This is a genomic window from Lactococcus cremoris subsp. cremoris NBRC 100676, from assembly GCF_001591705.1.
In the GTDB taxonomy this organism is placed as follows: domain Bacteria; phylum Bacillota; class Bacilli; order Lactobacillales; family Streptococcaceae; genus Lactococcus; species Lactococcus cremoris.
On record NZ_BCVK01000038.1, the window covers coordinates 1 to 25,610 of the forward strand.

The 25,610-nt window shown below is 37.6% G+C and carries 30 protein-coding genes; 15 read left to right on the forward strand and 15 right to left on the reverse strand.

The features are described 5' to 3' along the window. Positions 1-26 precede the first annotated feature (26 nt). The 9 genes from LLA01S_RS07715 (at position 27) to add (ending at position 7,614) form a co-directional block, all read left to right on the forward strand. Positions 27-404 (forward strand): hypothetical protein, encoded by a 378-nt coding sequence (locus tag LLA01S_RS07715; RefSeq protein ID WP_061778094.1) that lies wholly within the window; start codon positions 27-29, stop codon positions 402-404. A gap of 99 nt (positions 405-503) precedes the next feature. Then, complete coding sequence (locus tag LLA01S_RS07720) at positions 504-689, forward strand: hypothetical protein (protein WP_061778095.1); 186 nt, start codon at positions 504-506, stop codon at positions 687-689. Positions 690-805: 116 nt separating this feature from the next. After that, a complete protein-coding gene (locus LLA01S_RS07725; RefSeq protein ID WP_058223625.1) occupies positions 806-1,048 on the forward strand; it encodes a hypothetical protein in 243 nt (80 codons plus the stop codon). Positions 1,049-1,248: 200 nt separating this feature from the next. Beyond that, entirely contained in the window at positions 1,249-2,406 is a 1,158-nt protein-coding gene (locus tag LLA01S_RS07730) for a hypothetical protein (protein WP_061778096.1), read from the forward strand. Beyond that, complete coding sequence (locus tag LLA01S_RS07735) at positions 2,407-2,691, forward strand: tryptophan/threonine-rich antigen C-terminal domain-containing protein (protein WP_058223627.1); 285 nt, start codon at positions 2,407-2,409, stop codon at positions 2,689-2,691. A 16-nt stretch (positions 2,692-2,707) separates the two neighbouring features. Then, positions 2,708-3,250, forward strand: coding sequence for a hypothetical protein (locus LLA01S_RS07740; RefSeq protein WP_061778097.1), 543 nt, complete (start codon positions 2,708-2,710; stop codon positions 3,248-3,250). A 311-nt stretch (positions 3,251-3,561) separates the two neighbouring features. Beyond that, on the forward strand, positions 3,562-5,703 hold the full coding sequence (locus tag LLA01S_RS07745) for a Tex family protein (RefSeq protein WP_061778098.1): 2,142 nt from the start codon (positions 3,562-3,564) through the stop codon (positions 5,701-5,703). Between the two features lie 132 nt (positions 5,704-5,835). Next, the gene (locus LLA01S_RS07750) at positions 5,836-6,279 is read left to right on the forward strand and encodes a SprT family protein (protein ID WP_011675338.1); all 444 of its coding nucleotides are present in this window, start codon (positions 5,836-5,838) and stop codon (positions 6,277-6,279) included. 300 nt (positions 6,280-6,579) lie between these two features. Beyond that, positions 6,580-7,614 (forward strand): adenosine deaminase, encoded by a 1,035-nt coding sequence (add, locus tag LLA01S_RS07755; protein ID WP_061778099.1) that lies wholly within the window; start codon positions 6,580-6,582, stop codon positions 7,612-7,614. A gap of 13 nt (positions 7,615-7,627) precedes the next feature. Here add and LLA01S_RS13260 read toward each other — a convergent pair whose 3' ends face one another. The 5 genes from LLA01S_RS13260 to LLA01S_RS07775 all read right to left on the reverse strand — a co-directional run bounded on the left by LLA01S_RS13260 (position 7,628) and on the right by LLA01S_RS07775 (position 10,730). Next, the gene (locus LLA01S_RS13260) at positions 7,628-7,900 is read right to left on the reverse strand and encodes a nuclear transport factor 2 family protein (protein WP_250638222.1); all 273 of its coding nucleotides are present in this window, start codon (positions 7,898-7,900) and stop codon (positions 7,628-7,630) included. Beyond that, positions 7,894-8,064, reverse strand: coding sequence for a nuclear transport factor 2 family protein (locus LLA01S_RS13265; RefSeq protein ID WP_021165828.1), 171 nt, complete (start codon positions 8,062-8,064; stop codon positions 7,894-7,896). Before LLA01S_RS13265 ends, LLA01S_RS13260 begins: the two co-directional genes overlap by 7 nt. Positions 8,065-8,099: 35 nt before the next feature. Next, the gene (locus LLA01S_RS07765; protein WP_011675341.1) at positions 8,100-8,453 is read right to left on the reverse strand and encodes a MerR family transcriptional regulator; all 354 of its coding nucleotides are present in this window, start codon (positions 8,451-8,453) and stop codon (positions 8,100-8,102) included. Positions 8,454-8,620: 167 nt separating this feature from the next. Beyond that, positions 8,621-10,306, reverse strand: a complete 1,686-nt coding sequence (gene rnjA / locus LLA01S_RS07770) for a ribonuclease J1 (RefSeq protein ID WP_011834371.1) — start codon at positions 10,304-10,306, stop codon at positions 8,621-8,623. A gap of 193 nt (positions 10,307-10,499) precedes the next feature. After that, positions 10,500-10,730, reverse strand: coding sequence for a DNA-dependent RNA polymerase subunit epsilon (locus LLA01S_RS07775; protein WP_015081985.1), 231 nt, complete (start codon positions 10,728-10,730; stop codon positions 10,500-10,502). Between the two features lie 337 nt (positions 10,731-11,067). On the opposite strand from LLA01S_RS07775, the gene tsaB reads away from it, so the two are divergent. The 5 genes from tsaB to LLA01S_RS07800 are packed head-to-tail and all read left to right on the forward strand — an operon-like array spanning position 11,068 to position 14,026. Then, a complete protein-coding gene (gene tsaB, locus LLA01S_RS07780; protein WP_015081986.1) occupies positions 11,068-11,793 on the forward strand; it encodes a tRNA (adenosine(37)-N6)-threonylcarbamoyltransferase complex dimerization subunit type 1 TsaB in 726 nt (241 codons plus the stop codon). Next, a complete protein-coding gene (gene rimI / locus LLA01S_RS07785; RefSeq protein ID WP_011675346.1) occupies positions 11,747-12,316 on the forward strand; it encodes a ribosomal protein S18-alanine N-acetyltransferase in 570 nt (189 codons plus the stop codon). Before tsaB ends, rimI (LLA01S_RS07785) begins: the two co-directional genes overlap by 47 nt. Continuing rightward, on the forward strand, positions 12,313-12,783 hold the full coding sequence (gene rimI / locus LLA01S_RS07790; RefSeq protein WP_011675347.1) for a ribosomal protein S18-alanine N-acetyltransferase: 471 nt from the start codon (positions 12,313-12,315) through the stop codon (positions 12,781-12,783). Before rimI (LLA01S_RS07785) ends, rimI (LLA01S_RS07790) begins: the two co-directional genes overlap by 4 nt. A 2-nt stretch (positions 12,784-12,785) precedes the next feature. Next, entirely contained in the window at positions 12,786-13,811 is a 1,026-nt protein-coding gene (tsaD, locus tag LLA01S_RS07795) for a tRNA (adenosine(37)-N6)-threonylcarbamoyltransferase complex transferase subunit TsaD (RefSeq protein WP_021165833.1), read from the forward strand. 14 nt (positions 13,812-13,825) lie between these two features. Beyond that, positions 13,826-14,026, forward strand: a complete 201-nt coding sequence (locus tag LLA01S_RS07800; RefSeq protein ID WP_011675349.1) for a DUF4649 family protein — start codon at positions 13,826-13,828, stop codon at positions 14,024-14,026. Between the two features lie 40 nt (positions 14,027-14,066). Here LLA01S_RS07800 and LLA01S_RS12545 read toward each other — a convergent pair whose 3' ends face one another. The 10 genes from LLA01S_RS12545 to LLA01S_RS07845 form a co-directional block, all read right to left on the reverse strand. Then, complete coding sequence (locus tag LLA01S_RS12545) at positions 14,067-14,255, reverse strand: hypothetical protein (protein ID WP_014571987.1); 189 nt, start codon at positions 14,253-14,255, stop codon at positions 14,067-14,069. A gap of 204 nt (positions 14,256-14,459) precedes the next feature. Continuing rightward, positions 14,460-15,251 carry a hypothetical protein gene (locus LLA01S_RS07815; protein ID WP_011675351.1) on the reverse strand — a complete coding sequence of 264 codons (792 nt, stop codon included), beginning with the start codon at positions 15,249-15,251 and terminating at the stop codon, positions 14,460-14,462. 7 nt (positions 15,252-15,258) lie between these two features. Then, the gene (locus tag LLA01S_RS13270; protein ID WP_021165835.1) at positions 15,259-15,387 is read right to left on the reverse strand and encodes a hypothetical protein; all 129 of its coding nucleotides are present in this window, start codon (positions 15,385-15,387) and stop codon (positions 15,259-15,261) included. A 14-nt stretch (positions 15,388-15,401) separates the two neighbouring features. Continuing rightward, positions 15,402-15,707 (reverse strand): tyrosine-type recombinase/integrase, encoded by a 306-nt coding sequence (locus LLA01S_RS13580; RefSeq protein WP_345894037.1) that lies wholly within the window; start codon positions 15,705-15,707, stop codon positions 15,402-15,404. Between the two features lie 9 nt (positions 15,708-15,716). Beyond that, the gene (locus LLA01S_RS07820; protein ID WP_369440960.1) at positions 15,717-16,517 is read right to left on the reverse strand and encodes a tyrosine-type recombinase/integrase; all 801 of its coding nucleotides are present in this window, start codon (positions 16,515-16,517) and stop codon (positions 15,717-15,719) included. A gap of 13 nt (positions 16,518-16,530) precedes the next feature. After that, positions 16,531-17,028 (reverse strand): DUF3173 family protein, encoded by a 498-nt coding sequence (locus LLA01S_RS07825; RefSeq protein ID WP_021213027.1) that lies wholly within the window; start codon positions 17,026-17,028, stop codon positions 16,531-16,533. A 262-nt stretch (positions 17,029-17,290) separates the two neighbouring features. After that, a complete protein-coding gene (locus LLA01S_RS07830; RefSeq protein WP_061778101.1) occupies positions 17,291-17,890 on the reverse strand; it encodes a tyrosine-type recombinase/integrase in 600 nt (199 codons plus the stop codon). A gap of 611 nt (positions 17,891-18,501) precedes the next feature. Beyond that, on the reverse strand, positions 18,502-21,288 hold the full coding sequence (locus LLA01S_RS07835) for a MucBP domain-containing protein (RefSeq protein WP_061778102.1): 2,787 nt from the start codon (positions 21,286-21,288) through the stop codon (positions 18,502-18,504). After that, entirely contained in the window at positions 21,285-21,464 is a 180-nt protein-coding gene (locus LLA01S_RS07840; RefSeq protein ID WP_162267154.1) for a hypothetical protein, read from the reverse strand. The genes LLA01S_RS07835 and LLA01S_RS07840 overlap by 4 nt, the downstream gene beginning before the upstream one ends. Before the next feature lie 852 nt (positions 21,465-22,316). After that, positions 22,317-23,198 (reverse strand): replication protein, encoded by an 882-nt coding sequence (locus LLA01S_RS07845; RefSeq protein ID WP_021165841.1) that lies wholly within the window; start codon positions 23,196-23,198, stop codon positions 22,317-22,319. Positions 23,199-25,145: 1,947 nt separating this feature from the next. Between LLA01S_RS07845 and LLA01S_RS07860 the strand changes: the two genes are divergently transcribed. Further along, positions 25,146-25,610: PhnD/SsuA/transferrin family substrate-binding protein (locus LLA01S_RS07860; protein ID WP_155719842.1), on the forward strand; the 465-nt coding region annotated here is incomplete at its 3' end.

Consider the following 25,610-nt stretch of genomic DNA (forward strand, 5'->3'; position numbering starts at 1 on the left):
AATAATAAGATAGGTGTAGATAAAATATGGATGCAGAAATAATCATTAAAAATCTAGAGGCGCATATAAAATTAAAAGATCTTGATTTTAAAGCATATCAATCTTTTGTTGACCAACTTTCAAAACTAACTAAAGAAGAACTTAATTATTATATATTCAAATATTCTAATACTAAGGATAAAAATGAACTAGCACCTACACTTTTTTTGACAATTTCAACAGCTATTACAATAGTTTTAAAAAGTATTGACGTCTTAGATATATCAACGCTAGTGTTTTTGGTTTTTGTATTTGGGATAATTTTTTATTCAATGCATGTAATTAAAGATAATAATAAACAAAAGCAGCTTAACAATAAAATGGTTTTAATTTTAAAAAAAGTTGAAAAAGATAAAAAGTACTAAATAATACCTGATCAAGTGACCAGGTATTTTATATGAGATAATAACAATTTTTATTTAGAAAGTAGACAATTATGCAATGATACTGATTATCCGCTGATTATGACTCGGGAACTAGCAGCTGAATTTATCGGAGTAAGTGGTCCTACATTTGATAAGCATTATCGCTATGCACATAATTTTCCAGTTGTGAAAAATGGAGATGTTGAAGAAGCTTTTCCACGGGACCCAATCATTAAATGGATTGCGGATAATTGGCAATTATTAGAAAAAAGGAGAAAGAGATAGAATACAGTACAAGAAAGCATCTCATTTTCCCAAGGAGTGCTTTTTTGTATTCCTAAAGCTTAGGACTGTGATATGCTTTATCAATTGCAGAATATAATCCATTTATGGGGGGATATATGACAGATTCAAATATTGAAAAAACGCTGATTAATGGAGAAATTGAGCATCCTAAGCAAATCGGAAAAAGAAATTTTACAACAAAAAGACCTAAAATCTATGGAAAATGGAAAGATGGAACTGTTGTTGAATATGCTGACATTAAGAAAAGTGGTAAAGGTTTTAACGGATATAATACACTTTACATGATTTTGGCAGATATTAACCGGGAAGAGGGCAGAATATATACCGACAAATCTTAGGAATAGAAAAACATCAGAAATTTACATGTCGTCAGGAGTTCAAAGAGTAATTTTTACGATTACAACAGCATGGTACGAGTCCCTCCTCAAAAAAAGTGGTATAGTTACTTATTATTAAAGCGTTGATTGTAAATAGGCTATTTATATCTTAAAAATATCTTTATCCTATGTTACAATATAGATGAATGGGAGAATAAAATATGAAGTATTTGAATAAATTATTTTCTAGTAATAGAGGAAGAAGTTCCCTTGTTCGGATTGATAAAGGAATGCTTCATTACATAGATCGTTCAGATGTATTTAATAGCGCTACATTACTTTCAATTGTTAAATATATAAATTCCGTTAGAGCTAAGCATAGTTCAAAAAGAATACCTATTTCATTTGAATTTAGTAATGTAAATTTAAAAATTCAAGATAAACTAGCATTCGTAGTATTTGAATGTATATGCTATTCTTTAAAGGAGGAGGGGCGGCAAGTCTATGTCTATTGGAATCCCGTTAATCAAATTCTTACACAAGGGGTAAACTATTCTCCATTGCTGTTACTTAATACCACAAACCAGAAAACAAATGATAGATTTAAGAAAAGTTTTAATAATGATATATATCAAAGACATTTTAGAAGATTAATTACTGAAAAAGATGTTGAATCAAATTACCTCGGAGTTTTACTTCAAGATATAAGTACTTTTTTGGGTGTTTTTAATCTTTCAGAAAAAAGGATAGATAAAATTTCAACTGTGATTGTGGAGTTGGTTGGAAATGCTGGTGAGCATGGTGAATCTGAATGTCTAATCGATATAGATATAACGGATGATCATACAAAAAAATTATATAATGTGGAGCAAGAAGGGCAATATTATGGGATTAATATAGCCATAGTAAGTTTTTCAAATCATCTACTTGGAGAGGCCGTAAGTCAAAAAGTTTTAACTAATAATTTTGATAATGGAAGATACTATGATTTAAAAATGGCTTATCAAAATCATTTAAAAAAAATCGAAGATTTAGATGATAATTTATATAATGAAGAATATTTTTGGGACATAGCATCTTTACAAGATAGGATTTCTGGAAGAAAAGGCACTTCCTCTGCTGGTGGAACAGGTTTAACAGTATTAATTAATAGCTTACAAAAAGAGGCAGATAATGATACTTGTTATGTTATAAGTGGAGAAAAAATCATTTCATTTAAAAAAGATTTTATTGAGCGAGATTCAAATGGATGGCTAGGTTTCAATAGACAAAATGATTTTTTTAATCATAAACCTGATATTTCCATCTTAGACAGCAGTAGCCTTTGGATACCTGGAACTGCATTCAACTTAAATTTTGTTATGAGAAAAGAGAAATAAATGATTACTATAGAGTTAAAATTTGATAAAACAGTGTCAGGACTTGCAGGGTACCCCTTTGCTAAGTCTGAGTATCAAAAACAAGTCAAAGAAAAGTATACCAATTATTCAGAAAAGCTAGTAATAGTATTTCCAGATAATATTGAAAAGGTGGCATCATCATTTGTACAAGGATTTTTCGAAGATCTTGTAAATGAGATCGGATACGAAGGAATCGAAAAAAATGTTACCATAAAAGCTAAAAACGATAAATTAGCTCAACTTATATTCGAAAGATTATTTTAATGAGAAAGTTGGGTTTATGCATATCGATTACATATTATTAGCAGAAGCGACTTCCAAGAGAGTATCTGATACAAATTCAAACTGGTTTGGACCCAGTTCGATTCTTTCAATCATAGCAATCATTATTTCTATTGGTACACTTTTTTTTCAAAATTATAAAAATGAGAAACATCATAGAACCAATTTAGAGGCAGGATATTTCAAAGATATTTATTTGGAATATTTACTAAAGGAAATTCCTAGATCTAGGCAAAAGGTTATATTTAATGGTAAAAAAATTACAGGTACCGATGATATAATAGAAGTGTTAAACTTAATTAGGCAAGATTCATTGTTTTTCAAATATAAATCGCCAGAATATTATAGGAAGATAGTTCATAAGATACAGGAACTAGAAGATAAATATATAGATCCCAAGGTTAGCGATAGTGATAGTTTTGCAGTGTTTCATGCTGAAGTAGAAAAATTACTATCAGATATTTATAGAATAATTTTTGATGAGTATCTAGGGAAAAGAAGATTTAGTAAATTTAAGAGAAAAAATAAAAGCACTAAATAAGTGCCTGGTCATGATTCTCAATTTTACGCACGGCGGTGCAATTTTTAACAACGTATTTAACTACGTTAGTAAATTATATTAAACTGTCTTATGTTAATAACTTTTATTTGTGTTGTTTATGTAGCAAGGTTAGATTCATTTAAATGTGTATAAGTATCGATATAAAGCCAACAAAATGATGTAATTTCTTATAAGCATTTTGAAATCGCTCCTATTTGGGAGCGATTTTTTCATCATTTTTTTGGTAAAATAGAGATAAGCGTTGTGATTAAGAATTGCTGATAAAAAAACTAGTTAAGGATTATTTCTAAGTGGAAAATGTTAAAAAAATTGCTGAATTATTGAATATCAAAAATTCACAAGTTGAAAAAGTATTAGAATTGACGGCTGAGGGGAACACGGTTCCTTTTATTGCTCGTTATCGTAAGGAAGCAACAGGTTCACTTGACGAAGTTGAAATCAAAAAAATTATTGATGAAGATAATTTACTGACCAAACTTTCAGAACGTAAAACAGCTGTTTTGTCAAAAATTGAGGAGCTTGGCAAGTTAACTGATTCGCTTAAAACACAAATTTTGGCTGCTGAAAAACTGACAGAAGTTGAAGATTTATATTTGCCTTACAAAGAAAAACGGCGCACAAAAGCAACGATTGCAAAGGAAAATGGTTTATTTCCTTTGGCACAATTAATTGTAAAAAACGCTGCTAATCTTGAAGAGGAAGCAGAAAAATTTGTAAATGAGAATTTTACGACTGCTCAAAAAGCATTAGAGGGGGCGGTTGATATCCTATCAGAAGCCATTTCTGAAGATGCGCGGTTGCGTTCATGGCTGACTGGTGAAATCAAAAACAATAGTTTACTGACAAGTAGTTTGAAAAAAGATGCCGTTGATGAAAAGCAAGTTTTTCAAATGTATTATGAATTCTCAGAAAAAGTTTCAGAATTACCAAATTATCGTGTATTGGCTTTAAACCGTGGTGAAAAATTGGGGATTCTGTCAGTAAAATTTGAAAATAACGAAGACAAAATTTTACGTTATTTTGCCGCCCGTTTTGCTGCTCAAAATAATCCAATGATGCAAGTGGCCATTAAAGATGCCGTCAAGAAAAAATTGATTCCGGCTATGGAACGTAGTATTCGGACCGAACTGACAGAAAAAGCTGAAGCTTCTGCCATTGAAGTTTTTGGCGAAAATTTGAAAAATCTTTTATTGGTTGCACCGCTTAAAGGCCGTGTAGTCATGGGATTTGACCCTGCTTACCGTACTGGAGCAAAGCTTGCTATTGTTGATGAAACAGGTAAATTATTGATGACAACTGTCATTTATCCTGTCAAACCAGCAAATGCAGGACAAATTGCTCAGGCGAAAAAAGATTTAGCAAAATTTATTCGTGAATATGGCGTAAATATGATTGCCATTGGGAATGGGACTGCCAGTCGCGAATCTGAAAGTTTTGTTTCTGAAGTCCTCAAAGAAAATAATTTTTCTGATGTTTATTATGTGATTGTCAGTGAATCTGGGGCCTCTATTTATTCAGCAAGTGAATTGGCTCGTGAAGAATTTCCAGAATTGACTGTTGAAAAACGGTCAGCAATTTCAATTGCACGTCGTTTGCAAGATCCCTTAGCTGAACTTGTAAAAATTGAACCAAAAGCCATCGGTGTGGGTCAATATCAACATGATGTTTCTGAGAAAAAATTGACAGAAAACCTAGATTTTGTTGTTGAAACAGTCGTTAATCAGGTCGGTGTAAATGTCAATACAGCTAGTCCTAGCCTGCTTTCACACGTTGCGGGCCTTAATAAAAGTTTGGCCCAAAATGTGGTCAAATATCGTGAAGAAAATGGGGCGCTTAAGACAAGAAACGAACTTAAAAAAGTCCCGCGTTTGGGAGCTAAGGCATTTGAACAAGCGGCAGGTTTCCTAAGAATTCCAGAAGGAAAAAATTTCCTTGATAATACAGGGGTTCACCCAGAATCTTATAAAGTGACTGAGCAACTTTTGACCGAAATTGCTGCTGGACCTGCTGTCAGTAATGAAGAATTACTGACCAAACTTTCGTCAGTAAATATTCCTGAAATGGCTGAAAAACTTGGTCTTGGTCAGGAAACATTGACCGATATTATCAATGATTTGCAAAAACCTGGTCGTGATTTGCGTGAAAGCTTTGATGCACCAATTCTTCGTCAAGATGTCTTGTCGGCTGGAGATTTACAAATTGGTCAGCAACTTGAAGGCGTGGTCCGTAATGTTGTTGATTTTGGTGCCTTTATTGATATAGGAATTAAAAATGACGGCTTGGCACACGTTTCTGATTTGAGCAAATCATTTGTCAAAAATCCAAGTGATGTGGTCGCTGTTGGACAAATTGTAACGGTTTGGGTCAAATCTCTTGATTTACAAAGAGGAAAAATTAATTTGACCCTAGTGAATCCTCGCGAAAAAGATTAATTCTGTCAGCAAATTTTTCTGATTTCAGTTCCGTTAGATGAAACTCTAATCCAAATTTACTGATAGAGAGAATTGATAAGAAGCGAAAAAAATACTGACAACCTTCTTAGATTGTTTTGCCAAGGAGAAGATGTGCTTACAAATCAAGAATTGACGAAAAAGGTAAGAGAAATTTCTTTAAACTATTTTAAGCGTCCATTTGAACATGAAGCAAAGTGGAATCAGCGTTTACGAACTACTGGTGGTCGCTTTTTTCCAAAAGATTTACATCTTGATTTCAACCCTAAAATGGCTGAACTGGAGAATTTTGAAGGAGTAGTTCTACATGAATTAACTCATTACCACCTCTATCGCACACAAAGGGGCTATAAGCATCAAGATGCTGACTTTAAAAGATTACTTGCTCAAGTTGGTGGCCTTCGTTATGCACCAGCAGTAGAGGAAAGAAAAGTAAAATATGATTATGTCTGTCAAAATTGCGGACAAAACTATCCCAGACAAAGAAAAATCGATACAAAAAAGTATCGTTGTGGAAAATGTCGTGGTCAGTTGAAAATAAAAACAAGCAGAATTTAGCAATTCTGTTTGTTTTTTATTAGTTATTAAGGTATTTATCCACATTTTCTTCACTTTTTCCCCAAATGCTGTGAATAAGTATCGTGAAATTGGGGATAAATCCCCCAAAAAGGGTTAATTGAGCCAAAGAAATCTTATCCACAACTTGTATTGAAAAGAATAGAGATGAGGATTGATTTTTTTGACAAAAAAGCGTAGAATAGTAAAAATACATTTTTGAAAGAAATATTCGAGCTTTTGGGCTCGAAATCTTTTATATCATGCTCTAAAAATTGGACGAAAAAGAAAAGGGAGATACTCGTGCTTAAATCAGAAATTATTGCTCAAATGCCAAAAGTTGAACTTCACTGCCATTTAGATGGCTCGCTAAGCTTGTCTTGTATCAAAGAACTCGCTAAAAATGCCGGTGTGAATATAACGATGACTGATGAGGAGATTTTGGAAAAGGCACAAGCCCTAGAAAATACCAAAAATTTACTGGAATATCTAAAACGTTTTGATTTTGTTCTGCCTCTTTTACAAAGCTATACAAATCTTGAATTGGCAGCCTATGATGTTGTTAAACAGGCAGCTGATGATCATATCAAATATATTGAGATTCGCTTTGCTCCAACTCAACATTTATTAGAAAATCTAAGTCTAGAAGAAGCGGTGGAAGCCGTTATAGCTGGTCTTTCTCGTGCCGAAAATGATTTTGATATAAGAGCTAATGCACTCATTTGTGGATTAAAACAAGAGCCAATTCAAAAGTTACAAAAACTTCTGCCTCTTTTTGATAAAATTCCTGATGAACACCTTGTCGGATTTGATATGGCAGGAGATGAATTGAATTATCCACAAGAAAAATTTATTGATTTGATTCATGATTTAAAAATTAATGCTGTAAATGTGACGCTTCATGCTGGAGAATGTCCAGCATGTGAGCAAAATATTTTAGATTCAATCGCCATGGGGGCAAGTCGGATTGGTCATGGGATTATGACCAAAAATCTATCCAAAGCCGAACAAGAAATGATGATTGAAAAACAAATTGTTTTAGAGATGGCGCCTACGAGTAATTTTCAAACAAAAGCTGTGACGGAGCTTGCACAATATCCTTTTAAGGAACTGTATGATAAAGGGCTTCATGTGACTTTGAACACGGATAATCGGACAGTTTCTGCCACAAGTCTAAATAAAGAATATGAAAAAATATCAGCTTGGTATCCAGATTTTTCTCTAGCTGATTTTGAAAAAATTAATCATTATGCGATTGATGGAGCTTTTATAAGCAAGGAAGAAAAAGAACAACTTCATCAAAGCTTTATCAAAGAATACAAAAAAATCTCTGAATAATTCAGAGATTTTTTTATTTTAAATCGCGATTTTCGATGACATCTGCGTGAAGTTCACGATGCTTAAATTTCCAACCAGATTCTGTTTTTTCAAAGCTATCATCATAACGGAGATAAGCAATCATCAGTGATTTTTCCCCATTTTCTTTTGTGATGACATGATGAGCAATAGTATAAACATAGGCACTTGCTTGCCTTGGCTTTTCACTGTCAAGAGCAATTTGGACTTGTCCAATGAAATGAAAAGTTTTTTCGTATTGTTTGAGGGCTTCAAAGGTTGCTAGCATTTTTTCTGACGTATTAATTTCTCAGCCTTGCCCTTATTCCATGGATAATAAACGCTCATTGAGCCGTCTTTTGTGAAAAGGTCGAACTGAGCTTTTGTTTGCCGAGTGTCTGCATAAGTCGCATAGTTATTGATTAATGTTTGAATTTCTTCTTTGTTGGTCATTTTGATTTTTCTCTAAGATATGAGCTATAGCTCAATTAATCTTTTTCTTTTTGTGCTAATTGCTCATGAAAAATGATTTTGTCTGCTAAAAATACTCTTGTTTTTTCAAGTTCCGCTATTTTATTGTCCAAATCTTGCGCCGTTTTCTTTAAGAGTTGAACGGAAACTTGATGATTCATGTAATTTTTAAAAATTTCGTGAATATCTTCCAAACTGACACCAGCTGTTCGATAATGTAAAACGAGCTCTAGGCGTGTTAGACTTTCCTCGTCAAAGATTCGATTGCCATTTTTATCACGAGGAATACTTAAGAAACCTTTACGCTCGTAAAAACGAATGCTGGAGGAGGAAACTTTAAATTTGCGAGAAACTTCTTGAATCGTTGGCATTTTTAGCTCTTTCATTTTAAGTGAGTTGAAGTTTTTATTATTTCATTACTTCATGTTTAGAGTATATCAGCTTAAACCAGGTTTAAGTCAAGAAAAAAGATTATTTTGAATAAAAAAATACTGACAGACTTCCATTCTAATAAGAATTTGGTTCTGTCAGTAATTTTTTATTTTTCATCAGGTGTCATAATCATTGGAACAACAAGTGGTGAGCGCTCAGTTTGTTTATAAAGGAATGGTGAGAGTGCTTCACGCATCGCACGTGCTACAGACGCTTCATTAGCATTTTCTTCATGCATGGCTTCACGTATAGCATTGAAAAGGACACGTTGGCCACTACGAATCAAATCACCAGACTCACGCATGTAAATGAATCCACGTGAGAGCATATCAGGTCCAGCAAGAACGGTTTTCTTTTCAAAGTCAACGGTTGCCACTGCAAGAACGATTCCGTCTTCTGAAAGTTCATGACGGTCATGGAGAACGGCATTTCCGACATCTCCAATTCCTGAACCGTCAACATAAGTATCGGCAGCCGGGAAATGGTCAGCATATCTGGCGCTGTCAGCAGTCAGTGCAAGGACATCTCCGTTTTCTTGAATGAAACAATTTTCTTTAGGGACACCAGTATCTTGAGCAAGTCCAGCATGAATTTTGAGCATACGATACTCACCGTGGACAGGCATAAAGTATTTTGGTTTGATAAGACGCAACATGAGTTTTTGTTCTTGTTGTCCACCGTGACCTGAAGTGTGAATGTTGTTCATCTTACCATAAATGACTTCAACTCCAGCTTCAGCGATTTTGTTAATCAATTGGTTAACACCATGAGTATTTCCGGGAATCGCATTTGATGAGAAGACAACGGTATCGCCCATTTGTAGGGTAATATGACGGTGCATGCCATTGGCAATTCTTGAAAGTGCAGCCATTGGTTCGCCTTGCGAACCTGTACACATAATCAAAAGTTCATGTGAAGCATATTGATTGACTTCATTTGGTTCGATAAATGTGCCCTTAGGCGCTTTGATATAACCAAGTTCTAAACCGTTAACAATGGCTTTTTCCATTGAACGACCAAAGACAACGATTTTACGCCCAGTCTTAACTGCTCCATCAACGGCTTGTTGCAAACGGAAAATATTTGAGGCAAAAGAAGCGAAAATAATCCGACCTTCAATACGTTCAAAAATTTTCATGATGCTTGCACCAACGACTTTTTCAGAATGTGAAAAAGTTGGAATTTCAGCATTGGTTGAATCAGAAAGAAGGAGTAAGACACCTTCGCTACCAAGTTCAGCCATCCGATGTAGATCAGCAGGTTCACCCACTGGTGTGAAGTCAAACTTGAAGTCACCGGTCGCTACAATTTTACCTTGAGGGGTATTTACAACAATTCCTAAAGGTTCTGGAATTGAGTGAGTGGTACGGAAGAAATCAAGACTCAAGTGATTAAATTTAATGACTGAATCGGCGTGGATTTCGTAGAGTTTAGCATCACGTAAAAGCCCGTGTTCTTCGAGCTTTCCACGGATGAGTGCAAGTGACAATGGCCCAGCATAAATAGGGATATTGGCTTGTTTCAAAAGGAAAGGAATTCCTCCGATATGGTCTTCGTGTCCGTGAGTAATGAAGAGCCCTTTAATCCGGTCGATATTTTCAACAATATAAGTGTAATCAGGGATGACGTAGTCAACACCTAATAAATCGTCTTCTGGGAATTTAATTCCGGCGTCGATGATGATGATTTCATCTTTATATTCAACGCCATAAGTGTTTTTACCGATTTCGCCCAGTCCGCCAATGGCGTAAACTGCGACTTCATCAGCTTTTATTTTAAGTTGTTTTGGCATGTTTCTCCTATTCTTTGGATTTTATTAGTTATTTTTACTGACAATGGGTCAGTTAAGTATCAAGAGTTAAAAATTTGTTGACAGGACTGAATACAGACTGCCTTTTTAAATTTAAAGGTACAAGAAAATCACTTTAGATTGCTGTCATTTTTGACAATAATCTAAAGTGTTCTCCTTTGTACTCCTGTTAGTCTTAGAAGCTTGTGATTTCAAATACGCCAGTTTCTTTTTCATATTCAACAGATTCATCTGAAAGTGAGTCAATAAACTCAACATGGTAAGCAGTATTTTTAGCAAGAAGTTCGCGGGCAAGGACAACCCCTTCTTCTTTAGTTGCGACATCAAGGTCGAGATAAAGGGCATCAGTTGTCTCACGGCGAGGTGAGCGTGTGTTATCTTTTTGGTAGAAAACTTTAAAAATCATTCTATAATTTACGACGAGCAAAAGCTCGTTCCTTTCTTAATAGTTCGTGTTTGCTGTTCTTTGCAATTATTATCATTTTAGCATATTTGCAAGGAAATGGAAAGTTGCGCTCATTAATTTCACAAATGAAACGCTTCCTAAAAAATAATGGTGGAACTTGCAAGGCAAGCGTGGTAAAATATAAGGAAGTAGATACTGATAATCGAGATAAAGTAAAAAATTATTTAAAAAGGATGATTTGACAGGAAATTAATCAACAAGATTCGCTTTGAAACTGCCAGTCAGTCCTATCAGTGACTTATAAATCAACAACTTTCAGAAATATTATAGGTAAAAAATGAATATATTAGCATTTGATAGCTCATCAAAGGCTTTGTCAGTCGCATTGCTTACTGACGGATTATTGCTTGGTGAAGTGACACTAAATTTGAAAAAAAATCATAGTACGACATTGATGACGACGATTGATTTTTTGATGGCTCAGGTTGGCATGGAAGCAAAAGACCTTGATCGAATTGCAGTAGCTCAAGGTCCAGGCTCTTACACGGGATTGAGGCTTGCTGCAACTGTAGGAAAAACGCTGGCCTTTAGTTTGAATAAAGAACTTGTTGGCCTATCAAGTTTACTTGCGATTGCCAATCGTGTTCAAGATGATGAAGCCTATGTTTTGCCAATTATTGATGCTAGACGCGGAAATGCTTATGCCGCCCTTTATAAAAATGGTCAGCAAATTATTGCCGACCAACATTGTAATTTTAGCGAATTTTTGGCTGATTTATCAGAAAAATTTTCAGATTTTAGCAAAGTAATTTTTACTGGAGAATCTGAAAATTTTGTTGATGCAATTCAAAATGCTGGATTTTCAAAAGAACAAATCATCGCTGACAGCTTGGAAAAACTTCCGTCAGCTTATGAAATTGCAAAAATTGCCGAAAATTTAGTTCCTGAAAATGTGCACGCTTTTGTGCCAAAATACCTCAAAAAAGTTGAGGCTGAAGAGAAATGGTTGGAAAGTCATGAAAAAGCTGAAAACACTCCTGACGACTACGTTCAAAGGGTTTAGTGGAAAAAAATTTAATCCTCGTCGTTATTTAGAAATGGCCGATATTGACCTTGAACACGATCGAGAAGGTGTTCATTATCGGTTGGCAGATAGGGTGGATATTGTGGCTCTACTTGCGATTGAGCGAGATGTTTATAATGGAGATATTCCATGGACTTTCTCGCATTTTGAACATGAAATTGTCAAAAATGATGAAGCTTTTTTCATTGTGGCTGAAATTTCTGGTAGTGTTGTTGGTTTTATTGGCACACGAATTAATCATCATGGTCAAGACGCACATGTCACTAATTTGGCTGTCTTTAAAGCTTTCCAAGGGCAACAGATTGCCTCAACATTGATTGAGCAGTTAATTTCTCTAATGGCAGCACTTGGAAAAAATGTGATGACCTTAGAAGTTCGCCGTGATAATACAAAGGCTCAAGGGCTCTATCGCCGCCAAGGCTTTGTTACTGACAAGCTTCTTCCTCAATATTATGAGGATGGTGCCGATGCAATTTGGATGGTCAAAGAATTAAAAAAATGAATTTAAAACGTCTGTCTTACTCTGAAAATAAGTCGAAAGACAAAAATACTTTTCCACCTGTGGAAAAGTTATCAGTCAATATTTATGAACTTTTATCAGTGGCTTATGGACAGTCGCCTTGGTCACAAGTTTATATATCGAGTGATTTAGTAAACGAAAATTCGGAATACTTTTTACTAGAAGAAGATGAGCAATTAATTGGTCTGCTAGCCATTTCAACAATGATGGATGAATTAGAAGTGACCAATATCGCCATTCATCCTGATTTTCAAGGACAAGGTTTAGCAAAACTTTTACTGACAGAATTATCAGGATTTACAGGAACTTTATTTCTTGAAGTTCGTCAGTCAAATTTTGCTGCTCAAAAATGTTATGAAAAATTCGGTTTTGAAATTTATCATACTAGAAAAAATTACTATGACAAACCTCTTGAAGATGCTTTGTTAATGAGAAAAGAGCAATTTTAAAAATGAAAGATAATTATATATTAGCCTTTGAAACTTCATGTGATGAAACTTCAGTGGCGATTTTAAAAAATGGAAGTGAATTATTATGTAATATCATTGCCAGTCAAATCAATAGTCATAAACGTTTTGGTGGGGTTGTGCCCGAAATTGCCAGCCGTCATCATGTCGAACAAATTACCGTTTGTATTGAAGCAGCGCTTGAAGAAGCGGAAATTTCAGCTGACCAACTGACAGCCGTTGCGGTGACAGAAGGTCCAGGACTAAACGGTGCTTTATTAGTTGGAATCATGGCCGCAAAAACTTTTGCTTGGGCCAACCATCTGCCTTTGATTCCTGTCAATCATATGGCAGGGCATTTGATGGCGGCGAGTTTAGTCGATACCATCGAATATCCGGCCATGGCTCTTTTGGTTTCAGGTGGACACTCTGAATTGGTTTACGTTGAAAAAGAAGGAAGCTATAAAAAAGTTGGCGAAACACGGGATGATGCGGCCGGTGAAGCTTATGATAAAGTTGGTCGGGTGATGGGATTAACTTATCCTAGTGGAAAAGTCATTGATGAACTGGCCCATAAAGGTCAGGACACTTACAATTTCCCACGAGCTATGATGAACACACATGAAGTAGAATTTAGCTTTTCCGGATTGAAATCAGCCTTTATCAATCTTGTACATAATGAAAATCAAAAAGGTAATGATGTGATTGCCAATGACTTAGAAAATCTGGCAGCTTCTTTTCAAGCAGCGGTTGTTGATGTACTGATGGCTAAAACTAAATTGGCTATGGAAAAATACCCTGTCAAAACTTTAATTATTGGCGGTGGAGTATCAGCAAACCAAGGCCTACGTGAGCGTCTGTCAGCAGAAATTACTGACGAAAAATTAATCATTCCCCCTTTGCGATTTTGTGGGGATAATGCCGGTATGATTGCAGCAGCAGCCTACATTGAATGGAAAAAAGGTCTTGAAAATGTTCAAGCAGGATTAGACTTAAATGCTAAACCTAGCCTTGTTTTTGAAGATATGTAATAAGGAGAATTTTAATGATGAAATTAATCGGAAAACTTCAGAATGGTATGACCTTTACTGAAGAATTTGATGGGGTCAACGATTTTTTAGCCCTTCAACAAAGTGACTACAATGCAATCGCAGACGAAATCGAAGTTGTTGAAGTAAAAATTGCTGATGAAGTCCTTGATTTTCAAGGAAATATGGGTCAGCTCTATTATGAATTAATGAAGTAAATAAAAAGTTACTGACAAATTTGTCAGTAACTTTTTTTAGTTAGAGTTGGTTTATCATTAATATTTTAGTCTGTGGAAAACTTTCTTTAAGCTCTTTCAGATGAACTTTGAGCTCTGGATAACAAAGGATATAATCAATTATTTCACCTTTCTTCGTCAGTAATTCGCTCAAATATGTTTTTTGAAGTTGAGCTTCATAGCCAACGAGCTCTTTGCCTTTTTTAGCCATGGTTTTTCCATTTCTTTGTAAGCAAACATTTTTCCGATTGATAAGCCAGCCTGTGTTTCTAGTGATAAGTCGTTGCCCAAAAGCAGATAAGCAGTAGTCATGTAACTGCCACCTTTTTGAATATTATAACTCTATAAAAATAAATTGAATTAAAAAAACCTTCCAATTATCGGAAGAATTTCTTAAATCTTAAGTCAATCAAAATTACTGTACTACAGATAGTTCGTGAATGCTGCGTCCCTCTTTGTCGACTAATTGTAGCCAGCTATTCGTTCCAGCAAAATAGAGAAAATGTCCGACTTCATTGACTGATTTCAAGACAATATCAGCAGTGGTTATGAAAGTTTTAGGGTCCCAGTTTTCTTTTTGCTCTTCTCTAAGCGTTTGCGTGAAACGATAAGCTAAACCAGGTGTACCATCTGATTTCATTCCTCCGCTTTCAGCGATTTTTGCCCCCGCTTTAATGACCAATTCGTTAGATTTTCGCCAAATAATCGTGGCTTGACTGTCTGGTCGTTTAACAAAAAATTCAATTTCTGAAAGTCCTTTTTTCCAACGATGTTGCGCTTTGGGAGAGAAGGCTTTTTTCTTTTCTAATTTAATTCCAAAAGCGCCGAGTGCACTTAAAAATTCATCTGCATAAGTTGCACAAGCTTTTTCGATATTATTAGGAATTTTAAGTGGTTCTGCCTTATCACGCAAATTAATTCCAGCTTCCTCAGCCAAATTGACCAAATACTGAGTCAGATAATTTGCATCTAATTCATAAGCTTTTACATTTAGAATCACAACCTTATCAAATTCTAATTTAGGAATTAATTCTAAGTCATTAGCTATCATTTTAATCTGTCCTTTTTTTAATAAAAAGAAAAGTTCATCATTATTTAAATCAAAACGCGCATTGTTTTGTTCCAAGAGAAGTAAACGGGCCTCTGAAGGAAGATGAATTTCTAAACCGAAATCAGACAGAGTGACCGTAAAAGTTAAATTTTTCATAACTTTATTATAGCATACCTCTTTCAAGGTAAGGGTGAATACATTTCGCAAATGGCTCTACACCAACGATAAGGAGCTTTAAGGAAGAACTATAAGAGCTAGAGCTTTCAATGTCAAAGTCTCCAATTGACTCCATAAACTTCTCCCCTCTCAAAAGAGCCCGTCCAGCTTATCGGAAAGTGATTTTTGCCTATTAGGATACAAGTGTCCGTAGGTGTTGTAGGTTGTCTTAATGGATTTATGTCCGAGACGCTCCTTAATCACATAAGGAGACTCCTCGTTCTCTATCAAGAGTGCCACATGAGAATGTCTGAAGTCATGAATACGTATCTTCCTCAACTTGGTGGTGCGAGCCATGACCTTATCAAAGGCACGTTTAACTCTGAATTCATTGAGAGGCTCAGGGATAAACTGAAAGAGCTGTAAAGTATTGGGGTCTTCACAATAAGGCGTCAAGAGTTCTCTCTATTTATATCTCCATGCTTGAAGTTCTTGGGTCAAGCTCTTGTGAATGGTGATCGAGCGATAGCCAGATTTCGTCTTGGGTGGGTGGAAGGACATCTGCCCATCAGGTAAGCGGACAAGGGTCTTATTCACATTAATCGTTTGTCTTGAGAAGTCCACATCTTCCCATGTCAAAGCCAAGAGTTCTCCTTTACGCATCCCTGTTGAGAAGGCTACTTTGAAGAAGAGCTGATAAGGATACTCCTCTACCTCAAAGAGTGACATAAAGGTGTTGAATTCGTCAAGCGTCCAGTAATGTATCGGTTGAGGAGATTCAGGAAGTTTGCGTAGGGCTAAACAAGGATTGTCTGGACGAAAGCCTTGTTTGACAGCGGTATTGAAGAGCTTACTCAGTTGTGCCATGAGGCGGTTGATTGTGCTTGCCTCTAAGTTCTTCTTGATGAGGGTTTGTCTGAAGATTTCCATATCTTTTGGTGTGAGTTTGTCTATCTTGGCATTCTCGAAGTACCCCTCGAAGTGTTTACGGTAGTAGACCTCTTGGGTATGGAGGTAGGTATCTCTTCTGTGGTTATTTTTGTCCTCCTCTTGGGTGAGTGTGTAGAGTAAATCAATGGTTATCCCTTTGATTTTAGAACTGTCTCCGAACTTTTGGATTCTGAGTTGAGGTTCTAGCGTAATCGCTTCACGTCTGGTCTTAATACCGCGTTTGATGTGGCGTCTACATTTGCCTGTGACAGGGTTGACCCCGCCTGAGATGTCAATGAGCCAAAGTCCTGTTTGTTTGTCTTTTCTTACCGTCATGTTCGTGGTCTCCTTATTGTGTTTTTGCATTGTGACAAGAGAGAGAACGTGCCTCTAATTCTTGTCTGAGTATTTGTCTTGCTTGAGGGAGTGCTGGGGGTCTAAAGCCGAGGATGTTCTCAAGGGAAGAGGAGGGAACAGAGCCGAGGTTTGGTATAGCGTAGTAATCAAAGCCTTCATCGACTAAGTCTTGCTTGGCTTGGGCAAGAAGGGCAGAAACTTGTCCTGTACCATAGCCTAGAGCGAGGAGGTCATACTTTGTGAGGATAGGATTAGCTACGGTTTGCCTGTTGTCTTCACTGTCAGAGTGAGGAAGTTCTGGGGTAGGGAGGTCACAACCGAGGAGTTGCTCCATAATGTAGCGAGGGACTCGCCCTAATCGGGAGTTGGTGTAATAGTCATAGCCTCGCTCGACCATAAGGCGTTTGCCTTCGGTAATCAGGGTTTTGGCTGTCCCAAAGCCGTAGCCTGTGGCGATAAGGTCGTCTTTGGTGAGGGTAGGATTTTTCATGTTCTAATCTCCTTTATGTTTAATATAGTAATTATTTTTAATCAGCCTTGAGATTTCCAATCAAAGGTTATTGGTTCGTCCCATAAGGACTCGCTTGAGTAGCGTCAAAAGTACCCCAAGTAGGGAAGAACGAAAAGAGAGAGCCTCGGGAATGAGGGAGTGACCTCTCACTTGTGTATCTGACTAGGGAGGTGTAACATCAAGACAATCAGAGTACAAAAGAACGCCCTACATGATAATGTAGAACGTTTGATTGGGTATCTTAGCCGAAGTTAATGGTGTCAAGCATGGCTTCCTTGGTTACGGTGTCTAAACCGAGGTAGGCAAGTGTTGCTTTCTGGTCGGAGTGGTTCAAGAGGTTCATGACAAAGCCGATATTGTAGTTAGTCTGTTCGTAAACACGGTAAGCACCCGTCTTTCGCATGGTGTGTGTCCCTAAGTAGTTAATACCTATCAAATCGCCTGTCTTGGTCATGATTTTGTAGTACTGCTTTCTGGTGATGTGTTGGTTGGGAGTAGTGGTAGAAGGAAAGAGCCAAGGGCTGTCTATCTCTTGCTCTACTAACCAATCATGATAAAGCATCAGGTCGGACTCAAGAGGCTTGAGGTAATGGGTGTTTGGCTTTCCTGTTTTCTGGTCTGTGATGTAGGCTCTGTCTTTGAGTACCCCCTCGGGTGTGAAGAGGTCTGCGTATTCAAGAGAGAGGACATCACTTACTCTCAGAAGAGTGGCTTTACCGAGTTGGAAAATGGTGTAGTTGCGTCTGCCTGCCTTAAAGTTGTTTAAGAGAGTGTCTTGGACTTGTCTGAGGACATTTGAGTCCTTAATGGGTTGTACATTGTGGTTCTGTCTTTTTGCCATATTATGGTCTCCTTTGGTTGGTGAGTTTGAGGACAAACAGAAAAATTGCCCCTACTCTATTCAACTAAAGAAGCTCAGCCTTGTTCCTCTAGGGTTTTCGAGGAGTCTTTTTGTAAGAAAGACTCCTGTTTGCTTTTGTTTTGACCTTCTCTAACTTTATAAGGAGGTAGATTATCATTTGGCAAGGACTGATGAATTCATCAACCTCGACCTATCCTATCGTGGGGTAACCTACAAACAGAATACACAAAAACCCCAATGAACAAAGCTATAACAGTATTCATTGGGGCTTCTTTCAGTTAAATCCTTTGCACTATGCACTAAAGTGAGGTAAGATAATTCACATCACAAAGGACTCAAAAATGCGTTTCTAGGACATTTTAGCTTTAGAAGAGGGTTGAGCTAGGGAAGGAGGGAAAGGACGTAAATCGTGGCTTTTTCGCCCGTTTTCGTGTTCCTCCTATCCTTGCCAATGACCACACCATGCGGGTTCTCACGGGTAGGAGTCTTTCTTACAAAAAGACTCCTGTTTGTGTGAGGAAGGGTGGTGTTTTTGTTGTTTAGGTCATCAATACAGAGAGAAGACCTAATGTTTGTGATAAGAGTGTTACTTAATCACGTTTAGGCTTGCGTTTAACGATAAATGCAAGCACAGAAGCCATCAGTACCCCTAGACCTGAGAGCATCATGAGGAGCGTTGATGATTCTCCTGTTTCTGGAAGACCAGTTTTGTTCCTAGTATTGTCTACTTTGAGTGTATTTTTAGACTGGTCTGAAGTCAAAGGAGTACCTTTTGAATCAATAAGCACTCCGTCTTTGTTCAAGAGGTTGCCATTATCATCGTAGTATGAACCTTCAGGAGCTGTTTTAGGAACAGTTTTGCCTGATCCAGTTTTAGAACTACTGTTGTTTGAGCCATTACCTGGGATTGGTTTAGCTGGATTTACTGGTTTGTCAGGGGTTGGGGTGGGAGCAGGGGTAGAACCGTCGCCTACATATACAAAGTAGTAGGTTTGACCTTGTTCAGTAAACTTACCTTTGTAAGTTTCGTCTGACTTAGTTGTATCGAGTTTATACCCCTTGATTGATGGAGCTTTCTCTTCAAAGGCTTTACCCACATCACCTTTAACAGTTTTAGGTTCTTTAAGTTGTTTAGAGTCCTTATCAACGTATTTAAAGGTTACTGAACCTTGTTTAACTGGGTCTGGAGTAGGGTTAGGTGTGTTTTTAGAATACAGAACTGGGAATTCGTTAGGTGCACCAGTTGTATCGATTTCCATAAGTGTACCAAGTCCACTTACATATGTGTAACCGTCAACAGCTAACTCATCTTTGTGTTTTGTGGCATCCCAATGTCCACCGTTAGCCTCAATTTCTTTCTTGCTTGCATCAAGTACTACTGTCTTAAGAAGTTTTAAGTTTCCTTGAGCGTCTTCAGTGTCCTTGTCATACAAGTTAAATGTGATTTTAACTACGTCTTCGTCAGGTGTTGGTGTAACTGGGTTGGCTTTAACATTGTTTACGGCTGTTGTAACGTTGTCAATTTGAGCTTGGAACTTGCTGTCCAAGTCTGTTGATTCTGCTTTCAAAGCACGTGCTTTAGCATTAGGAGCTGGATTGGCTTTCAAGAATGCTTCAGCGTCTGAGATGGCTTTGTCCAAAGCATCAACGTACGTAGCTTGATATTTATCTTTGTCAGAGTAAGGTTTGGCGTCTTTGATTGTTTGTTCAAGTAATGGACGAAGTTTTGAGTCCTCTGGTTGTGGGTCTGGAGTAGGTGTTACATCTTTGTTGTATACAAAGTAGTATGTTTGACCTTGCTCAGTGAACTTGCCAGAGTAAGTTTCGTCTGACTTAGATTTGTCAAGTGAGTACCCCTTGATGGTAGGAGCTGTTTCAGAGAAAGCTTTGTCTACATCACCTTTGATAGTCTTAGAGGCTTGAAGCGCTTTAGAGTCCTTGTCAACGTATTTGAATGTCACAGAACCTTGTTTAACTGGGTCTGGTGTTTCGTCTTTGTCGTACTTGAATGTAACTGTTGTGTTACCTTCCTTGTACTCATCACGGAAGAGGTTAGGTGAATTGTCGTTCAATTTCCAACCTTTGATGTCAGGAGCTACTACTTCGTAAAGGTCGCCGACTTTACCCTCTTGTGTTGTTGGGTCTTTGATTTCATTTCCACGTGTGTCTGTGTAACGAATTGTCAATGTACCCTCTTTAACATCAGGTTTATCACTGTCTTTGTCGTATTTAACTGTTACAGAGTTTGTTTTACCTGGTTCTGGGAAGTCGTAGGTTTGAGTACCTAAGCCTGGAGTTTGGTAGTAAGACTTCTGCATTGTGTAACCGTCAATCTTGAACTCTTTAGAGCTTGGGTCGATTGATGTCCATTGTCCTTCTTGTCCAGAACGCTTAACTGATTTACCAATCTCTTTGTTGGTTTTAGCGTCTACGAGCTTGAATTCAACGAAAGAGGCTTGGTCTTTAGTGTAACGGTAGATTACATCTTTTTGACCTTTTTGAACTGTGAAGTTGACATCTTTAGCACTGTTAAGCTTGTAGTGGGGGATATCAAGGGCTACTGATGAGTATTGACTACCTACTGGAAGTGTATCTGTGCTTGATGGAGCGATGTCTTTGCCAGTTGCATCATCAACGTAGCGTGTTTTAAATATTACGTTCTCTGCTGGGTCTTTCTTAGTCATGTCAGTAAGTGGTACTGTCACGTTGATTTGTCCGTTTACTGGGGATACAACGTCACCTTGAGAACCATCACCTGAACGGTCGGTGTAGACATAGATAGCTGTGTAGTATGTTTTACCGTCATAGCCAAATGATGAATTTGGGTTAATCCATTTAGAATCACCTTTAGCAATTGCCCAAGTGTTCTCTGAGAAACCGTGACCGTAGGTGTTTGAAGACGTACCTGCTTCAGCGTCTTTGATACCTTGTGCATCTGTTCCAAGAACTTCACCTGTATCCTTGTTTGTGTAAGTGATATTGAAGTCAGCGAAACGTGTATTGTAGTTAATGTCTCCATTTTCACGTTTTTGGTGGTAGTAACCATCTGTTCCGAGTACGAAACCGTCATCGTCAGGTACGTACCCCTCAGGGGTGAAGAAAGCTGTGTATTCTTGTACCCAATTAGCGTTGAATGGGTACCATTGGTTTGGTTCTTCAGTGTAAGTATATCCAGCTACTTTGAAAGCGTCTTTACCTGCAACTGTACGGATGTCTTGGTCAGTAGTTCCTTCTACTGTCATGTCTGCTTTGATTGACTCACCTGAAACGCTGTTTACGAAGTGGATAATCGCTTTGTGCTTTTCAGTAGCTTGTTTCGTTGCTGGTGAAGCTTGTGTAAGCGTTGGTGCTGGTGTGTTAGGGTTCTTCGCTATCAAGGGGTGGTGCAAAGTCGGCTGAAACCGTCTTTACCACTATCAGGGTTGGCTACAACTGGAGCAGGTGTGTCTTGGACTGTTTTAACTGCTTCAGAGGCTGTTGTAGGTGTTTCAACTTTAGTAGCTTCAGAAGATTTTGTAGAAGACTGGACTGTTTGAGGTGCTTGGTTTTGCACTGCGTTATCCGCCAATATAGCTACAGCTGGTAAAGCGACACTTGACAAGACAAGTCCGCACATCAAGGTACTAGAGATACGTCTCTGCTTCTTTGCTTTCTTTTGTTGCTTCTGAACACGTGTGTTCTTTGTATTTTTCATTGTCTATCTTTCCAATAAGTTAATCTCCTTCATCACATCAAATATTATCCTATATTGTGAGGAAGAAAGCAAACTTTTTTAGGGTACAGTTAAGGTCAAAAGGAATAAAGGAAGAGCACTCCTGTCAGAGTGCTCTCTTTGCTTTATTTATCTGTATAACTTACTACGACCCCCAATACAAAAGTGATCAAGGGTCAGAAGCGGTGAGAGGCTTGTGTCATCAGGGGTTAGAGGTGATGAAGTCTATCAAATCGGTTGTAGTCTGAGTTTAGGGGAACATCTTCTGTAAGAAACCTTGCTTTTGGGATTGAGAAGATGTCTCTCTGCCTTACTACGTCCCCCAATTACCTTTTTGTTCAAGGGTAAGAGTGGTAGGAATATGGTCAAGCTGTGAGATTGAGATGTTAACGAAGTGGAAAGTCAGGTGAGTGCTGGGTTTAGTCTGATTGAGTCTCATTCATAGGCGAAGGGTTATTCTGAATCCCAAAAGCCCCTACCCATGTATGTAAGTCATTAGGTAGGGACTAAAGGTATGATTGTTATCTGTCTAAGCACCTATTGACCTGTCTGGTTCAAGTAGGTAGAGTTTGTCCTTAACGGACTCTAAGAGCTATTGGGGTACCCCGTAACTCTTAGACTCTTTTAATTACAAGCGGTTGTAGGTGGTTAGGTAATGGGAGCTTGCATCAAGTGGCTAAGAGGAGATGAGGGTTAGTAAATAGGCTCACTATCGAGCCTATCATAGTACTCTTCGAGTGCTATCGGGTCTCTAAAACTCGTTAAAGCCTTTGGAAGTTGTTGTTGAACAAGAGACCTAGATTCTGGGGTAACATCTTTGTAGCTCGCTGTTCTACGCTGAACACTCGTTAAACAGTCTTTAATTTCCTGATAGTAATCAACCATTAGGTATGCCAATTGGGGTTTTTCCTCGTCTAAAAAGGCATAGACGTCTTCCATATCGGTTATAGCATTGTTCCTTATGAATTTTAGAACTAAGGCGAGGTCTTGGTAATGCTTGTTTTGACGGTAGTTGGAACTGTATCTACTACTGTTAATATAGTCTCTGATTTGGAATTGGAATCTGTTGATGACATACCCCCACTGTGGGCATTCTGCGTCTGCGTAGTCCATAAATGGTTTTAACTCAAGGATATTGTTGTCTCGGATATATTGCCTTATCTCCCTCATCATAGCAGTTTGTTGGGTCTTGCTTGGCTTTAGGACTTCTTTAACATCAAACCCGCAAAAAGCTTTAATGTCTTCCTTCTTATATTGATACTTTTCAGGGTTATCAAGATGAAGCCAATACCTTACTTTACCTACAACAGACTCACATGGTTTAGGGTTTGGAGCATGAAGTTTACCTGTTAGACTTAACATTTGTCTGTAAGACTTTAAGCTATTGAATTTGATGAGACAATGATAATGTGGCTTTTTAGCGCCACCATATGGATTCTCATCTTTATCGTGTAAGGGACTATGTCCCCACTCTGCACCGATATCTGTGATTATATCTTCCCAGTTTTGGGGTGCTGAATCGGGATAAACAATAAATATCCATATTCTGTGTCGGTTTTGTTTGTTATTTTGCATAATTATTTGCCTTTCTTAATCGTTAAAATGCACATTTGTGCGAGTTAAATAGCGATAATGACCTGTCTTTCCCTTATATTGCTCGATTTGTTACTCTAAGAGTCTCCCGAAAGCTTGTGATAGCTGGCTCTCGATGTTAAAAGAACATTGTTCACGATTGTATTGGGTCATAGTATAACACGAGGAGGTCAAAGATGGTCTAAGAAGAAGGATGCGCATCACCTCTAATATATAAGTATAACAGGTTAGTGGAGTCAGCGGAAGTCCCTCAAATGGCGTTATGAGTGGGTTTAAACGGGTTCTGCGTTTTTGATAGGTTCTCTCAATTTCCGTTGAACTTCACTCAAAAAGGGTCTGCTTTTATCGATTGGCGGAGTGGGTTGAGGTGTATCGTATCTGCACTTTTTAAAATTTTTTTACCTCTACTCATTTGGCATTTAGGTCTAGCTATTGATCTAGGGTATAAGAAAATCAGTCTAGGTAATTTAAGCCAAGAAGGAAAATGACAGATAATCAGGGTGGGGTGTTTTAGGTTGACTTTTTGTATGTTTGTGTCTGCTCATTTGGTATCTAGGTGGGCTGTCTGAGGGTGTTGAATTACGGTTTGAGGGTTGAAGTGCTACGGAAATACTAAATCAGAGAAGTGAATGTGTGTTTGTGCTTTACAGTCCATCATCAAGATAAAATATAGGGGAAGAGCTTTTTTAGTGTATCTTGTCTCTCTGTTTTGGAGTTTGCTTGAAATAATCGAGTGTGCACTTTTGTAGTTCTGATGTTATTCAGCTTAGCTGGGGTACTGTAAGCTTGAGACCAGTAGTTCAAAGCTTGATACGGTGAGGGAATCAGCTTAGCTAAGTGTAAGTTTCAGCTTGTCTAGGCTTAGAGGAATATCCGAGAAGGGTCAGACAGTTTACAATCAAGGCTTATCTTAGTCTCTAGGTGTTGTTTAGGGTCTAATGTCCTCAATAAAGGTCAAAGATGGAAAAAGAGCATGAGGGTTCTGTCAGTCTCTTTACATGAAGGTATAACAGTTCATCGGAGTAGTCTCTTTATCGGTCAAGGGTTGTTTGGTTTTGTGTCTAGGTTCTCGTCTGATTTTCATTCCTTGAGAGGTGAAGGATGAATTGAGTTGGTGCTGTCGGTATAGTGGAAGTCACATGCACACACATTTAATTTTCCAAAAGCATGGCGGGGAGAGCGATTTGGAAGAAAATATTGTGTGGGGTATCTGGATTTTCATTGTGATACAGGATGAAAACTGAGGAAGGAAGTTCATCACTCTATGTGATGAAGAAGAAAATAGGGCGAGAACTTCCCTCACCTGTTCGGAGTCAACGTACCCCGAAGTGGGAGGAGGTCTTGAGTTCTTGTTGGGTTCTGAAATACAGGGTTCTTGGTGTGAGCGAGTGGACTTGGGTATTAAGTCTCTTGTTTGGGTTGGTTCATGATGTCAAGTCAAAGGAACAAGTCAGTTTCTTAGTAGCCTTCCCCATCAAGAGCATAAGAAAAGCCATCAGTGCTCTGATGACTATATGTCTCCAAAAAATTTCCTAAAACGGTGAGCTGTAATGGGAAGATCTTTGTCCTTCTTCGTGAAGCTTGGTTGGTCTTGGGAGTGCTTAGTTGGATGCTATAATAATGGTGAAAATAACTTTATTATAGCAGAAAATTTGTCAGCGTTATCAATGAAATAACTTTGAACTAAATGTTTGGTATATACAAATATTCCCCAAGGAAAAAGATGTATTTTATAAAAAAAGATGTATTATATAATATTTTTACTTGAAATAGCCTTATAAAGTTCGATATTTACGAACGATGATAACTATTAACAGAATATTTACAAAAGGGTCATTGTAAAGGCTTAAAAAAAGGGTTAGAATTATTTTGTGAAGAGCACAATTCATAAACCGATTGAGAAAAACCTTAAGGAGATTCATTTTTAAAATGAAAAATACATCAAAGAAAGTCATTGGACTTACAGCAGGCGCGGTAATTGCCCTATCACTACTTGCGGCTTGTGGAAATAGCAGTTCTGCTTCAAAATCAGATAGTAAAACCATTTCGGATTTGAAGATTTCATTTATTCCCTCAAAAAATCCAGATGATATCACCACAGCGACTAAACCAATCGCCAATATTTTGAAGTCTGAGTTGAAAAAACAAGGCTATACCGTTAAAAAAATTGATACAAGCGTTGGAACAAACTATCAAGCGGTTAGTGAAGGACTTGATGCAGGTTCAGTTGATGTCGGATATGGAATGTCAGCCACAACCTATGCGATGTATCAAGATGGTTCAACTCCACTTTTGATGGCAACACGTAAAGGACTTTCAAATGATGCCTCAACCTCAGCAAAATATTGGAATGAACACAAACCAACAACAAAGACTGATAAAGAAACCCGAATT